Source organism: Actinomycetospora lutea (genome assembly GCF_028737205.1).
Classification (GTDB): Bacteria; Actinomycetota; Actinomycetes; order Mycobacteriales; family Pseudonocardiaceae; genus Actinomycetospora; species Actinomycetospora lutea.
Genome location: NZ_JAQZAL010000006.1, coordinates 105605 through 120280 on the forward strand (window position 1 = coordinate 105605; position 14676 = coordinate 120280).

The 14676-nt window shown below is 78.5% G+C and carries 11 protein-coding genes; 7 read left to right on the plus strand and 4 right to left on the minus strand.

Annotation, left to right across the window (positions count from 1 at the left end; all coding sequences use genetic code 11):
• The 4 genes from PHK61_RS08980 to eccD are packed head-to-tail and all read right to left on the minus strand — an operon-like array spanning position 1 to position 4731.
• The gene (locus PHK61_RS08980) at positions 1-711 is read right to left on the minus strand and encodes a hypothetical protein (protein ID WP_274280620.1); all 711 of its coding nucleotides are present in this window, start codon (positions 709-711) and stop codon (positions 1-3) included.
• Positions 708-1895, minus strand: coding sequence for a type VII secretion protein EccE (gene eccE, locus PHK61_RS08985; protein ID WP_274280621.1), 1188 nt, complete (start codon positions 1893-1895; stop codon positions 708-710). Before eccE ends, PHK61_RS08980 begins: the two co-directional genes overlap by 4 nt.
• Positions 1892-3199: a S8 family serine peptidase gene (locus tag PHK61_RS08990; RefSeq protein WP_274280622.1), complete on the minus strand. Its 1308-nt coding sequence runs from the start codon at positions 3197-3199 to the stop codon at positions 1892-1894. Before PHK61_RS08990 ends, eccE begins: the two co-directional genes overlap by 4 nt.
• Complete coding sequence (gene eccD / locus PHK61_RS08995) at positions 3196-4731, minus strand: type VII secretion integral membrane protein EccD (RefSeq protein ID WP_274280623.1); 1536 nt, start codon at positions 4729-4731, stop codon at positions 3196-3198. The genes PHK61_RS08990 and eccD overlap by 4 nt, the downstream gene beginning before the upstream one ends.
• Positions 4732-4855: 124 nt before the next feature.
• Here eccD and eccCa point away from each other — a divergent pair, with 124 nt between their 5' ends.
• The 7 genes from eccCa to glmM all read left to right on the plus strand — a co-directional run bounded on the left by eccCa (position 4856) and on the right by glmM (position 14552).
• Entirely contained in the window at positions 4856-8980 is a 4125-nt protein-coding gene (gene eccCa, locus PHK61_RS09000; RefSeq protein ID WP_274280624.1) for a type VII secretion protein EccCa, read from the plus strand.
• Entirely contained in the window at positions 8977-11094 is a 2118-nt protein-coding gene (locus PHK61_RS09005) for a type VII secretion-associated protein (protein ID WP_274280625.1), read from the plus strand. Before eccCa ends, PHK61_RS09005 begins: the two co-directional genes overlap by 4 nt.
• Before the next feature lie 98 nt (positions 11095-11192).
• Positions 11193-11561 (plus strand): WXG100 family type VII secretion target, encoded by a 369-nt coding sequence (locus tag PHK61_RS09010; protein ID WP_274280626.1) that lies wholly within the window; start codon positions 11193-11195, stop codon positions 11559-11561.
• A gap of 46 nt (positions 11562-11607) precedes the next feature.
• A complete protein-coding gene (locus PHK61_RS09015) occupies positions 11608-11904 on the plus strand; it encodes a WXG100 family type VII secretion target (RefSeq protein WP_274280627.1) in 297 nt (98 codons plus the stop codon).
• 154 nt (positions 11905-12058) lie between these two features.
• Positions 12059-12502: a 50S ribosomal protein L13 gene (gene rplM / locus PHK61_RS09020; protein WP_274280628.1), complete on the plus strand. Its 444-nt coding sequence runs from the start codon at positions 12059-12061 to the stop codon at positions 12500-12502.
• Positions 12499-13134, plus strand: a complete 636-nt coding sequence (rpsI, locus tag PHK61_RS09025) for a 30S ribosomal protein S9 (protein WP_274280629.1) — start codon at positions 12499-12501, stop codon at positions 13132-13134. The genes rplM and rpsI overlap by 4 nt, the downstream gene beginning before the upstream one ends.
• The gene (gene glmM, locus PHK61_RS09030) at positions 13134-14552 is read left to right on the plus strand and encodes a phosphoglucosamine mutase (protein WP_274280630.1); all 1419 of its coding nucleotides are present in this window, start codon (positions 13134-13136) and stop codon (positions 14550-14552) included. Before rpsI ends, glmM begins: the two co-directional genes overlap by 1 nt.
• The last annotated feature ends 124 nt before the right edge of the window (positions 14553-14676 follow it).

Consider the following 14676-nt stretch of genomic DNA (forward strand, 5'->3'; position numbering starts at 1 on the left):
CTAGTCGCCGCGGCGCACGGGTCCGAGGATCGCGGACTCGCGCGGACCGGTGACGAGGTCGACGCGGCGCCAGAGGTTGCGTCCCAGGAGCACGACGCCGCGGTCGGGCAGCGTGCGCAGGGCCTCGGTCATCGCGGGGTTCAGGCGCCAGAGCCGCCCGGCGAGCTCGGCCTCGTGCGGGGGGAGGCGCTGGATGAGGACGAGGTCGGCGTCGTCGGCGAGGTCGGAGACCGCGGGGACCAGCGACGGGAGCACCACGAGCGTCGTCTGGCGCGGCCGTCGCGCCGGCGCCGGGCCCCGGGCGGTGGCCCCGCGGTCGTGCACGACGAGCAGCGGGTCGCCGTCGGCCACCGCGAGGTCGGGCGGGAGCTCGCCGACTACCCGGACGCGGTCGTCGGCCGCGTCGAGCACCGCGTCCCACGCCGGCGGGCGGCCGGTGACGACCACCGCGCGGGACCCGGCGCCGACCGCGCGCAGGGTGACCTGGCGGGCGAGGTAGAGCCCGCCGAGCAGGACGACGCGCGTCGGGGCGGGGCGCACCAGGGCCACGGTCACGGGCTCGCCGTCCGGGTCGGCGCCGAGGACCACGCCGGCGGGGCGCACCGGCGGACCGAGCGCGTCGACCAGCGCCGGCGGCACCGAGAACGTGGGGGCGAGCTCGGGGTCGGCGCGGGTGGGGGCGGTGCGCCCGGCGGCGCCCGGGGTCGTCACGGCCGGGCCCCCAGCGGGAGGGTGGCCGCGAGCCCGGCGGCGTGCTGGCCGTCGAGGGCGTCGAGCGCCACCCCCAGCGCGTGCCCGCGGGCGACGAGCTCGCGGCCGGACTCCTCGAGGGCGTCCGGGGTGTCGCCGGTGAGGCGCACGGTGCCGCGCAGCCCCACGGTGTCGGGCGACCGCGGGTCGGGCTCGAGGGTGAGCGAGAGCGTGCAGGTCCGGCCGGCGGTGGCGGTCAGCCCGGTGAGGCGCTCCGGGGCGGCGCCGGCGGGCCACCCGGTGACGGCGTACGCGGCGTGCCCGACCTCGCCGACGACCACGGCCCGCCAGTGCTCGACGAGCCGGCCCCCCTCGCCGGGGGTGTCGGCGGCCTCGGTCGCGGCGTCGAGGACCTCGTCGGCGGCGAGCGGGCGCACGGGCGTCCCGTGGTCGGCGAGCACCCGCCCGATCCGCGCGAGCGCCCCGACCACGGCCCGGTGGGCGCCGAGGACGCCGCCGCCGCGCTCGGCGACCGCGTCGGGGCAGCGCGCCGGGTCGAGCCGCACCACGAGCCAGGCCTCGCGACGCGACAGCGCCGGCAGCGAGCCCAGCACCTCGCGGTAGGCCTCGGCCGCCGGGGTGTCGTCCTCGACGGGGCGGCAGTGCCACAGCGCGCTGACCGCGTCGAGCACCACGCCCCGGTCGGCCAGGCACCCGGCGAGCGCCGCCAGCGGGAACGACGCGGCGTCGGTCTCGGCGTCGCCCGGGACCAGCGCGGCGCCGCCGTCGGCGCCCTCGGGGTCGAGCGCCAGCACCGCGCTCCACCCGCCGCCGTGGCCGATCAGGCCCACCTCGCGCCCGTCGTGGTCGCGGGCGCGGGTGACGGTGAGGTCGCCGGTGAGCAGCCGCAGCGTGCGCAGGCGCGGGTCCACGTCGTCGGTGGCCCGCTCGGACTCGCGCTCGCGGACCCGGACCCGGAACCGCAGCGCCAGGCCGATCCACTGCACGAGCCAGCGCCGGCGCACCCGCAGCAGGCCGACCAGCAGGCCCGCGGACAGGACGACACCGGCCAGCGGCAGCAACCGCCGGTCGACCGCCACCAGCGACACCGCGGCGGCGAGGCCGACCTCGACGACCACGATCGCGACGAGCGGGACCCGGCCGAGCGACGGACCGGACGGGCGGCGGTGCGCGGTGAGCGTCATCGCGCGGCCCTCCGGCGCAGGCCGATCACCGCGCCGGCCGCGGCCAGCACCGCCGCCACCCCGGCCGCGATCCACCCGACCGGCGCGCCCGGGGACGGCGGCGCCGCGGCCGCTTCCGGGCGCACCTCCGGACCGGTGCGCGGCGGGCCCCCGCGCACGGCGGCGGCCGCGTCGAGCACCCCGTAGCCGACGGCGTCGTCCCGCGTGCCGGGGGTGAGCCCGGCCGTCGGGGCGGCGGACCGGACGAGCGCGGCGGCGATCTCCCGGGCCGGCGTCGCGGGATCGCGGGCGCGCAGCAGGGCCGCGGCGCCGGCGACCCGGGCCGCAGCGAAGCTGGTGCCGACCAGCGGGGCCGTCGCGCCGTCGGGGGCGGCGAGCCCGGTGGTGAGCCCGCCCCCGCGCGCGGCGAGCGAGGCCGGCGCGCGTCCGGGCGCGGCGAGGTCGACCCACGGGCCGGCCAGCGACGACGGGTCGGGTGCGCCGGCGTCGTCCACCGCGCCGACGGCGAGCACGTCGTCGCCGAACCAGGCGGGGACGGGGACGCTGCGCACCGTGCCCCCGGTGTTGGGCGCGCACCCGGGGCCGGTGTTGCCCGCGGCCGCGACGACCACGACGCCGCGGTCGACGGCCTCGCGGACCGCCGCGCGCAGGGCGCCCAGCGCGGGCGCGCCGGCGGGGTCGGCGACCTCGTCGGGGGTGCGGCAGGCGGCGAGGGCGAGCGAGAGCACCCCGACGCCCGGGGTGCCGGCGGCGTGGCGGACGGCGCGGGCGAGGGTCGTGACGTCGCCGAGCCCGGATCGTCCGTCCGCACCGTAGAAGGCGCTGGTCTGGCGCACGGCGAGCACGCGCACGCCCGGGGCGACCCCGGCGAGGAGGTCGCCCGGCGCGGGGCCGGCGGCGAGCACCCCGGCGACCGCGGTGCCGTGCCCGTCGCAGTCGTCGGTGCCGGCGTCGCCCGCGACGAAGTCGCCGCCGTCGACCACCCGGCCGCCCAGGCGGGGGTGCGCGGCGACCCCGGTGTCGATCACGGCGACCGTCTGCCCCTCGCCCCGGCCGCCGGTCCAGGCGGCGGCGGGGTCGGGGCCGGGCGGCAGGTCGCCGATCCCGAACCCGGAGGGGGACGGCGGGATCGCCGCGGGGCACGGCGCGCGGCGCCGCGCGCCGGGCACGCCGTCGGGGTCGGCGTCGAGCGCGGCCAGGGCCGCCGGGTCGGGCGCGGGCGGCACCGGCGCGGCGGGCGCGGCGGCGGCCGTGGCTCCGAGCAGCGCGGCGCTCAGCACGACCGCTGCGACGCGAACGCTCACAGCAGCCGCATCGCCGTGTACAGGTCCATGACCGCGAGCGCGATCGGCAGCACCGCGGCGATCCCGACGGCCTCGGCGATGTCGACCGCCCGCCGCGCCACCGGCGAGAACCGGCGCCGGGGCACGACGACACCGAGCGCGAGCGCGCCCGCCCCGGCGGCCAGCGCCACGGCGGGCACGGCGAGCAGCGCCACGAGCGGCGGGGCGACGAGCAGCCAGCCGACGAGCAGGCCGGCGCCGGCGAGCAGCGCGCACACGAGCAGCGCGACCGCCTGCACGCCGTTGGCGTAGGTGCGCGAGCGCAGCGCGAGCAGGGCGGTGAGCAGCACGGCGAGCACCCAGGCGGCGACGCCGCGCCACCCGCCGACGGGCGCCAGCGCGAGCACCGCGACCGCGCCGGCGGTGACCGCCCCGCACCCGACGACCAGCCCCGAGAGGGCGGCGTGGGCGCGGTCGGCGCGGCGCTCGATGTCGGCGTGCTCGGCGACGCCGGGGTCGTCGGCGAGCTCCTCGGCCGACCCCGGGACGCGCGGCAGCGGGAGGCGGGCGAGCGCGATCCCGGTGCGGGGCAGCAGCGCCGAGGCGACCAGCGCGAGCCCGCCCGCCCCGGCGGCGACCCCGGCCGCGTCGCCGGCGTCCACGACCGTCGCGACGCCCGCGGCGACCACGAGCAGGACCGCGGCGGTGAGGGCGCCGAGCAGCGCGGCGAGCCCGGTGCGCCCGGCGCGGCCGAGCGCGAGCAGGCAGGCGGCGGCCACGGCGGCGGCCAGCGCGGCGCCGAGCAGCAGCTGGGGGGCGCCCGCGGTGGCGGTCAGCGGCCCGGGGGCGCTCCAGGGCACCGCCGCGACGCCGGCGACCGCGGCCAGGGCGACCGCCCCGGCCGCGAGCACCGCGCCCGCGCCCGTCTCGTCGAGCACCCGCGTGCAGACGGCGGCGAGCGCCAGGGCGCCGAGCGCGGCGACGCCGGCGACGGCCGCGGTGCCGAGCCCGCCCGCGGTGCCGAGCCCGCCCGCGGTGCCCGGCGCGCGCCCGACCACGGCGAGGGCGAGCACCGCGCCCGCGAGCCCGAGCGCGAGCCCGCACAGTCCCAGCACGCGCGCGATGCCCGGACCCCAGGCCCGGTAGCTCGCCGGCGTCGCCTCGGCCACGGCGTCGACGACGTCGTCGAACAGCGGCGGCGGGGCGGCGTCCGCGCGGCGGCGCAGCACGAGCTGGTCGCCGTCGAGGACGCCGAGCGAGGCCAGGGTGCGCGCCGGGTCGACCGGGCCCTGCCCCAGCGGCGCCAGCGTCCAGCCCGCGCCCGAGCCGCGGGCCGACTCCCCGGTCATGTCCAGCAGCACGGGCAGGAGGTCGGCCAGCGGCACGTCGGGCGGGAGCGCGACGTCCACCCGCGTCCGCGGCGCGAGCACGGACACCCGGCTCGCCGTGGTGGCCGCCCCCGTGCCCGCGGGCAGCGACACCCGGTCGTCGGCGCCGGTCGGGAGCGCTCCGGGCAGGGCCGCGTCGCGGCTGCTCCGGGCGGTGCCTGTCATGCGCTCCTCCGCGCTCGGGATCTCTGGCGCGCTTCGTCGAGACGGACCCGGGGCGGCCCGCGGCTCCCTAGTATGGCCGGACCGACGGGGCGGGGTGGTGCGATCGGGGGAACGGGGGGCGGCGATGGGCACACGGGTCTTCCGGCGTGCCGCGCGCCTGGCCCCGCCCGCGGTGCCCTCGGGCGAGGTCCACCTCGAGGCGCCCCCGGAGATCCCCCGCGCGACGCCCACCTCGCCGCTGTTGCGACTGTTGCCGCTACTCATGGTCGTCGGCTCGCTCGGGTTCATCGTCGTCATCGGCGTCGACAACCCGACCTCGTGGCTGTTCGGCGGGATGTTCGCGCTCTCGACGCTGGGCATGGTCGCCGGCGGGGTGACCCGCGGCGGCGCGCAGCGGCGGGCCGAGTCCGACGAGGACCGCAAGGACTACCTGCGCTACCTCGCGCAGATGCGCCGCCGGGCGCGCGACACCGCGGTCGACCAGCGCCGCGCCCTCGAGTGGACCCACCCCGACCCCGGGACGCTGGTCGGGCTCGCGCGCGGCGCGCGGATGTGGGAGCGCCGGCCCGCGGACCCCGACTTCGCGCACGTGCGGGTGGGCCGCGGCTCGCAGCGCCTCGCGACCGCGCTGGTGCCGCCGCAGACGGGCCCGGTCGACGACCTCGAGCCGGTGGCGACGGTGGCGCTGCGCCGGTTCGTGCGCACCCACTCGATCGTCCCCGACCTGCCCACCGCGGTGTCGCTGCGCGCGTTCGCCTCGGTCGCCGTCGCGGGCGCCGACGCGGAGGCCCGCCGGGGCCTGGTGCGCGCGATCGTGGCGCAGCTCGTGACGTTCCACAGCCCCGACGACCTCGTCGTCGCGGTCGCGGTGACCGGCCCGGCGCGCGCGGAGTGGGAGTGGGTGAAGTGGCTGCCCCACGTCGCGCACCCGCGGCTCTCCGACGGCGCGGGGCCGGTGCGGATGGTGACGTCGTCGCTGGCCGCCGTCGAGTCGTGGCTCGCCCCCGAGCTGGCCGGGCGGGGCCGGTTCACCCGCGGCGCGGCGCCGGCGGCCGACACCCGCCACGTGGTGGTGGTGCTCGAGGACGCCGAGGTCACGGGCGCCGAGCAGGTGCTGCTCGAGGAGGGCCTCAGCGCGGTCACGCTGATCGACCTCTCCGACACCCTCGGCACGCTGACGTCGCGGCGCGGGCTGGGGCTCGTGCTGGAGGCCGAGGGGGACGGGCGGATCGGGGCCGCCGGGCGCCAGGGCGTCGAGTGGTTCGGCCGCCCCGACGCCCTCGGTGCCGCGGAGGCCGAGGCGCTGGCCCGGCGCCTCGCGCCGTGCCGCACACCCGCGGTCGGCGCGGGGGAGGAGGAGCCGCTGCTGACCAGCCCCGGCATCCTCGAGCTGCTCGGCGTGGAGGGCGAGCCCGACACCTTCGACGTCGCCGGCGCCTGGCGGCCCCGCCCGCTGCGCGACCGGCTGCGCGTGCCGTTCGGGGTGTCCGCGGACGGCGAGCCGGTCGACCTCGACATCAAGGAGGCCGCGCAGGAGGGCATGGGCCCGCACGGGCTCTGCGTCGGCGCGACCGGCTCGGGCAAGTCGGAGCTGCTGCGCACCCTGGTTCTGGGCCTGATCACCACGCACTCGTCCGAGGCGCTCAACCTCGTGCTCGTCGACTTCAAGGGCGGCGCCACGTTCGCGGGCCTCGCGCCGGCGCCGCACGTCGCCGCGGTGATCACCAACCTGGCCGACGACCTGAGCCTCGTCGACCGCATGCAGGACGCGCTGGCCGGCGAGATGCAGCGCCGCCAGGAGCTGCTGCGCGCGGCGGGCAACCTCGCCAACGTCACCGACTACGAGCGCGCGCGGGAGAACGGCGCGCCGCTCGAGCCGCTGCCGACGCTGTTCGTCGTCGTCGACGAGTTCTCCGAGCTGCTGAGCCAGAAGCCCGACTTCGCCGAGCTGTTCGTCGCCATCGGGCGGCTGGGCCGCTCGCTGCAGATGCACCTGCTGCTCGCCTCGCAGCGCCTCGAGGAGGGCAGGCTGCGGGGGCTCGACTCGCACCTGTCCTACCGGATCGGGCTCAAGACGTTCTCGGCGTCGGACTCGCGGGCCGTGCTCGGGGTCCCGGACGCGGCGGAGCTGCCCGCGGTGCCCGGCTCGGGCTACCTCAAGGTCGAGTCGTCGACGATGATCCGGTTCAAGGCGGGCTACGTGTCGGCCCCCTACCGCGCCGCCGAGCGCGTCGTGCCCGACGAGTCGCCGCTGCCCCGCGAGATGCGCCCGCGGCCGTTCTCGGCGCAGTGGGTCGAGCCCGCGGCGCCGACGGTGCTGGAGAGCCCGTCCGACGCCACGGCCGACGGGCACGTCCCGGCCGGCGGCCCCCCGGCGGTGATCGGGCCCCGCAGCGGGACCCCCTCGGTGCTCGACGTCGTCGTCGAACGGCTGCGCGGGCAGGGGCCGCCCGCCCACGAGGTGTGGCTGCCGCCGCTGGCCGACCCCGCCACCCTCGACGCGCTGCTGCCGCCCCTCGTCGCGACGCCCGACCGCGGGCTGACCGCGCCCGGCTTCCCCGCCACCGGGGCGCTCGCGGTGCCGGTGGGCATCGTCGACCGCCCCTACGACCAGCGCCGCGACGTGCTGTGGGCCGAGCTCGCGGGCGCCGCGGGGCACGTCGTGGTGGCCGGCGGGCCGCAGTCGGGCAAGTCGACGCTGCTGCGCACGCTGATCGCCGCGGCCGCGCTGACGCACACCCCGGCCGAGGTGCAGTTCTACGCGGTCGACCTGGGCGGCGGCACGCTCGCCGGACTCGCCGGGCTGCCCCACGTCGGCACCGTCGCCGGGCGCGGCGAGCCCGACCTCGTGCGCCGCACCGTGGCCGAGGTCGCGGCGCTGCTCGCCGGCCGCGAGCGCTGGTTCCGCGAGGCGGGGCTGGAGTCGATGGCCGACCTGCGGGCGCGCCGGAGACGCAGCAATCAGGGGAGCACGCCGATAGGGGAGCTCGACCATCTCCTCCGACGGAGCGGCGAGCTCGCGCCCGGGACCGGGGGCAGCGACATGCTCGGCGACGTCTTCCTCGTCGTCGACGGCTGGCACGCGTTCCGCAGCGAGCACGAGGCGCTCGAGCAGACGGTGATCTCGCTGGCCACCGCCGGGATGTCGTACGGGGTGCATGTCGTGATCACCGCGAGCCGGTGGGCGGAGCTGCGACCCGCGCTCAAGGACCTGCTCGGCACCCGCTTCGAGCTGCGCCTCGGCGACCCCTCGGAGTCCGAGGTCGACCGCCGCGTCGCCGCCGTCGTGCCCGCGGGGCGGCCCGGGCGGGGGCTGTCGCGGGAGAAGCTGCACGTGCTCACCGCGCTGCCCCGCCTCGACGGCGTCGCCGACACCGAGGACCTCGGACGTGCGACGGGCGAGCTGGTCGCCCGCGTCGCCGGCGCCTGGGGCGGCACCGGGGCGCCCCGGGTGCGGCTGCTGCCCGAGCGCGTCGGGGTCGAGTCGCTGCCCGGCCCGGACGAGGGCCGCCCGCACCTGCTGCCGCTGGGGCTCTCGGAGGAGCGCCTCGCGCCGGTGCTGCTCGACGTGGCCGCCGACCCGCACTTCGTCTGCTTCGCCGACGCGGAGTCGGGCAAGACGGCGCTGCTGCGCGGGCTGGCGCACCAGATCGTCACGCGCTTCCGGCCCGACCAGGCCCGGCTGATGATCGTCGACTACCGGCGCTCGCTGCTCGGGGCGGTCGCGAGCGAGCACCTCATCTCCTACACGTCGTCGGCGCCGGCGCTCACCGAGGCGATGACCGAGCTGGTCGGGTCCCTGCAGCGCCGCCTGCCCGGGCCCGACGTCACGCCCGAACAGCTGCGCGCCCGGTCCTGGTGGACCGGGCCCGACGTGTTCGTGCTGGTCGACGACTACGACCTCGTCGCCGGCGCCACCACCAACCCGCTCACCGCCCTGCTCGACCTGCTGCCCCAGGCCCGCGACGTCGGGCTGCACCTCGTCGTGGCGCGGCGCACGGGCGGCGCGTCGCGGGCGCTCTTCGAGCCGGTCCTGGCCCGGCTGCGCGAGCTCTCCTCACCCGGCATCCTCATGAGCGGCAGCCGCGACGAGGGCGTCCTGCTCGGCACCGTGCGGCCCGGACCGCAGCCGCCGGGGCGCGGCTGGCTCGTCTCGCGCCGCCACGGCGAGCGCCTCGTGCAGGTGGGCTGGCGCGACCCGGACCCGCCGATCACGGCCGTGCCGGACGCGGCCGCGGGGGACGCGTGAGCGACGGTCCGGTCGTCGCGGTCGACCTGGGCGTGACGACGGTGGCGGCGGCGGTCGACACCGGCCCGGCCGGCCCGGCCGAGCCGTCCGAGCCGTCCGTCGCGTCCGTGGACCCCACCGACCTGGCGCACGACCTCGCCGCGGTGTTCGCGCCGGCCGACGGCACCGCGCTCGTGGTCGGCGGCGCGGCCCACCGCCTCGCGCCCACCGACCCATCGCGCTACGAGCCGACCCCGCGGCTGCGCGTCGACGAGCCCGACCTGCTGCTCGGCACCCGCGTGGTCGGGGTCTCCGAGGCATGGGGGGCGGTGCTCGCCGGGGTCCTCGACCGCGCCGGTCCGCTGCTGCGCGGCGGGCGGCCCCGCCACCTCGTCCTGACCCACCCCGCGGGCTGGGACGCCGGGCGCCGCGAGGTGCTGCGCCGCGCCGGGTCGGGGCTCGCCGAGGACCTCACGCTGCTCGAGGAGCCCGTCGCCGCGGCGGCGCACGCGGCGTGGATGCGCCCGGGCGGCGGGCGTGGCGCCGCGGAGCCCGACCCGTCACGCGCGCCGCGCCCGCGGCCGCTCGCCGTGCTCGACCTCGGGGCGCGCGGGGCGTCGGCGGCCGTGCTCGCCCCGGTGCCGGGCCGCTGCGGGGGCGCGCGGGTGCTCGCGCGCCGCGAGGAGGCCCGGTTCGGGGGCGACGACGCCGACGAGCTGCTGCTGGCCCACCTGCTCTCGACGCTGCACGACGACCCGGACGACGACGGCGCCGACCGCGTCCGGGAGGTCGTCGCCGGGACGACGCTCGGCGACCGGCGCCACCGCCAGGTGCTGCTCGACGACGTCCGCGCCGCGAAGGAGCAGCTCTCGGACGCCGAGCAGGCGGCGGTGCCGCTGCCCGGGCGGGTCACGGCGGCGTGGCTGTCGCGGGGCGAGCTCACCGAGGTCCTGCGCCCGGCGCTGCGCGGCGTCGTCGACCTGCTCGCCGACACGCTCGCGGACGCCGGCACCGGGCCCGAGCACCTCGACGGTGTCCGGCTGACCGGCGGTGGCGCGCGGATCCCGCTGCTCGCCGCCCTCGTGCACCGCGAGCTGGGCGTGCCCGCCACCGTGGCGACCGAGCCGCGCTCGGTCGTCGCGCACGGGGCCCTGGTGGTGGCGCGCGAGGACGCGGCGCCCCGCCGGGGCGGGGCGCGGGTGCGGGCGGCGGCCGTGCCCGCGGCCGTGCCTGCCGTCGCCTCCGCCGCGACCGCCGCGACCGCCGCCGCCACCCACGCCGCCACCTCCGCGGGCCTGCGCTCCGGCCCGCTCCTCGACCCGCCGACCGCCCCGCTGTCGCCCGCGGTGGGGGAGCGGACCGAGGACCTCGGTGACCCTTACGGCGATCCGGAGTGGCTGACGCCGACCTCGCCGGAGCGCACCGACGTCCAGGTGCCGGTGCGCCGTCTGGACCCCGACGAGGAGCTCACCGCGCCGGGCGACGCCGTCGACGACACCGACGTCGCGGAGCCGGTGCCGGACGTCGACGCGCCGCGCCACCTGCCCGCCCGCCGGCACCTGCCGGCCCGCCGCCCGGCGCCGCGCGGCCGGATCGGGGTGGGCGCGGTGATCGTCGCCCTGCTCGCGGTGGTCGCGCTGGTCACCGTGGTCGTGCTCGGGGTCCGGGCGCTGCAGGGCCCTTCGGGCACCACGGTGGTCGTGGGCGGGCAGACCTTCGTGGCCCCGATCGGCTGGGCGGAGGCGGGCGGCGACCCCGGTGCCCGGCGCCTGCTCCTGCGGCCCGCGGGCGCCCCGCGCGGCACCGACCTCGTCGCCGTGCAGGAGAACCCGCTCGACCCGGCGAGCGCCGCCGACCCCGCGCGCGCCCGCGCCCAGCTCGCCGGCCAGTACGAGGCGGCGCGGGCGGGCGGGGACCCGGTGTCGGGCTACGAGGCGAGCACCGAGTTCGGCGGCCGCGACGTGGCCCGCTACCGCCAGGACCCCGCGCCCGGCGTCCGCGTCGACTGGTTCGTCGTGGTGTCCGCGCCCTCGATGGTGAGCGTCGGCTGCCGCCACGGCGTCGACGCCGCCGACGAGCGCCGCGTCCTCGCCGCCTGCGCGCAGGTCGTCGAGACCCTCGAACCCGCCGGCTGACTTCTCCCAAACGGCCACCACGCCCGCGGCGCGGTCGTCATGCTCGATCCGTCACGAGCACACAGGGCCCGCGGGCCCGCGAGGAGAGGAGGGGCGGCGTGGCGGGAGGATTCGGGACCCAGACCGACGTCATGGCCGGCGTGGCCGGCCGGCTGGAGTCCATCAACGGCGAGCTCCAGGGGCAGCTCCGGTCGCTTCAGGGGCGGCTCGAGCCGCTGGTCGCCGACTGGCAGGGCCAGGGCTCCAACGCCTTTCAGGGGACGATGGTCCGCTGGCAGACCGACGCCAAGCGCATCAACGACGCGCTGCTCGGCATCGCCGAGCGGGTGCGCGCCGGTGCCGGCCGCTACGCGGCGAACGAGGCCGAGGCGGCCTCGATGCTGGGCGTCCTCGGCGACGGGGGTGGTGCGGGCGGCGGCGCCGTCGGCGGCCCGGGCGCCGGCACGATCACGAACGCGCTGGGCTGAGCGAGCGACCGGACCCACCGACGCGACCAGGGAGAACGAGGACACCATGACCAGCCCGGACAACATCAAGGTCCGCTTCGGCGCGCTCCAGCAGGCCAGCCAGGACATCACCAGCTCGCACGCCGCGATCGAGGCGCAGCTCCAGGACGTCCGCACCGCGGTGGGGCAGCTCGCCGTGTGGGACGGCGCGTCGTCGGACTTCTACCGCCAGCAGCAGCAGCAGATCGACACGGCGTGGAACGATCTCAAGGAGCTGCTCGCGCAGATCCGCGGCCGCACCGACCAGGCCACCCAGCAGTACATGGAGACCGAGTCCGGCGTCGGCGCGATGTTCCGCGCGTGAGGCGCGTGCCCGGGTAGGGGGTGGTCGGTGCCGGCCACGGGGCGACGCGTACTCTGGAGGATCGTTGCGCGGTGTACGTCCCGCGCCTGCTCGACCCGCTCGACCCACCGGTCCCGAGCCGACCCGCCCAGCCGTCCGTGACGAGGTAGCTTCCGTGCGCACGTTCAGTCCGAAGCCCGGCGACATCGATCGCGCCTGGCACGTCATCGACGCGTCCGACGTCGTGCTCGGCCGCCTGGCCAGCCAGAGCGCGACGCTGCTGCGGGGCAAGCACAAGCCCACGTACGCGCCGCACGTCGACACCGGTGACTTCGTGATCATCGTGAACGCGGAGAAGATCGCCCTCACGGGCAGCAAGCGCGACGACCGCTTCGTCTACCACCACAGTGGCTACCCGGGCGGGCTCAAGGCCCGCACGGTGGGCGAGGAGCTGGAGCGCTTCCCGGCGCGCCTGGTCGAGAAGGCCATCAAGGGCATGCTCCCGAAGAACCGGCTGGGCCGGGCGATGGGCAGCAAGCTCAAGGTCTACGCGGGCCCCGAGCACCCCCACGCCGCGCAGAAGCCGGTGCCGTACGAGATTCGACAGGTGAGCCAGTGACCACCCCTGACGACGCGACCGACCTGCCCGAGGTCGCCGACAACGACGCGGCGCAGACGCTCGCCGAGGCCGCCGACCTGCCCGAGGGCGCCGTGGGCGGCACCCCGGTGTCGGCCACCGACGACCCCGCCAGCGACGGGCCGGCCGACGACGAGGTCGTCGCCGACGTCGTGAGCTCCGACGCCGACGAGGACACCGACGGCGACGTCTTCGGCGAGACCGCCGCGCCGGTGTTCGCCGGGATCGACCGCCCGGTGCAGACGGTCGGCCGCCGCAAGGAGGCCATCGTCCGGGTGCGCCTCGTCTCCGGCACCGGGCGCATCGTCTGCAACGGCAAGGCGTTCGAGGAGTACTTCCCGAACAAGGTGCACCAGCAGCTCATCCGCGAGCCGCTGGTGGTCACCGAGCGCACCGAGCAGTTCGACGTCTTCGCCACCCTCACCGGCGGCGGCACGTCCGGCCAGGCCGGCGCCCTGCGCCTCGGCCTCGCCCGCGCGCTCGTCGAGGTCGACCCCGACGACCGCCCGGGCCTCAAGAAGGCCGGCTTCCTCACCCGCGACGCGCGGGCGACGGAGCGCAAGAAGTACGGCCTCAAGAAGGCCCGGAAGGCTCCTCAGTACTCGAAGCGCTGATGGCGGGAGACGCCGGACACAGCACGCCGAGAGGGGAGCGGGGCTCGACCCCGCCTCCGCGGCTCTTCGGCACCGACGGTGTCCGCGGCCTGGCCAACGCCGACCTCTCGCCCGAGCTGGCGACCGCGGTCTCCGCGGCGGCCGTGGGCGTGCTCGCCGAGCGCGCCCGGGCCGAGGGTCGGCGGGGTGCGGCCGCGCGACCCGTGGCGGTCGTCGGCCGCGACCCGCGCGCCAGCGGCGAGATGCTCGAGGCCGCGGTCACCGCAGGTCTCGCCGCCGCCGGGGCGGACGTGCTGCGCGTCGGCGTGCTGCCGACGCCCGCCGTGGCGTTCCTGACCGCCGAGTTCGACGCCGACCTCGGCGTCATGATCTCCGCGTCGCACAACCCGATGCCCGACAACGGCATCAAGCTCTTCGCCGACGGCGGGCACAAGCTGCCCGACGCCGTCGAGGACGCGATCGAGAGGCGTCTCGGCGAGGCGGGCACCACCGGGCCGCGGCCCACCGGCCGGGAGATCGGGCGGGTGCGCGACGTCCCCAACGCGCTCGACCGCTACGTCGAGCACCTCGCCGGCGCGACGCCGACGCCCCTGACGGGCCTGCACGTCGTCGTCGACTGCGCACACGGCGCCGCGTCGACCGCCGCGCCCGGCGCCTACGCCGCGGCGGGGGCCCGGGTCACGGCGCTGCACGCCGAGCCCGACGGCTGGAACATCAACGACGGCGTCGGCTCCACCCACATCGAGACGCTCGCCCGCACGGTGGTCGCCGAGGGCGCCGACCTGGGCATCGCGCACGACGGCGACGCCGACCGCTGCCTCGCGGTCGCCGCTGACGGCAGCGTGGTCGACGGCGACCAGATCCTCGCGATCCTCGCCCTCGACCTGCTCGAGCGCGGCGAGCTCACCGACGCGACGCTGGTCGTCACGGTGATGAGCAACCTCGGCCTGCACCTGGCCATGGCCGACGCCGGCGTCAGCCTGCGCACCACCGCGGTCGGCGACCGCTACGTGCTCGAGGAGCTGCGGGCCGGCGGGTTCGCCCTGGGCGGCGAGCAGTCGGGGCACGTGGTGCTCCCGACCCACGCCACCACGGGCGACGGCCTGCTCACCGCGCTGCGCCTCATGGCCCGCATGGCCCAGAGCGGCCGCACGCTCGCCGACCTCGCCGCGGTGATGACGCGGCTGCCCCAGGTGCTGGTCAACGTGCCGGTGGCCGACAAGGCCGCGGTCGGGTCGTCACCCGAGGTCGCCGACGCCGTCGCGGCCGCGGAGGCCGAGCTCGGCGGCCGGGGCCGCGTGCTGCTGCGCCCCTCGGGCACCGAGCAGCTCGTGCGGGTGATGGTCGAGGCGCCGACGCAGGTGGTCGCGGGCGAGGTCGCCGACCGACTCGCGGGGCTCGTCTCCACCGTCCGCTGACCCTGCGCGACCGCGCGGACACGCTCGGTCGACGGTGATGGCCGGGGTCGGATGCCCGGGCGTGCCGGTACCGGGTTCCCGCCCACCGTCGTCCCGCCACGCGTTAACCTGGCGGACGTCGGCA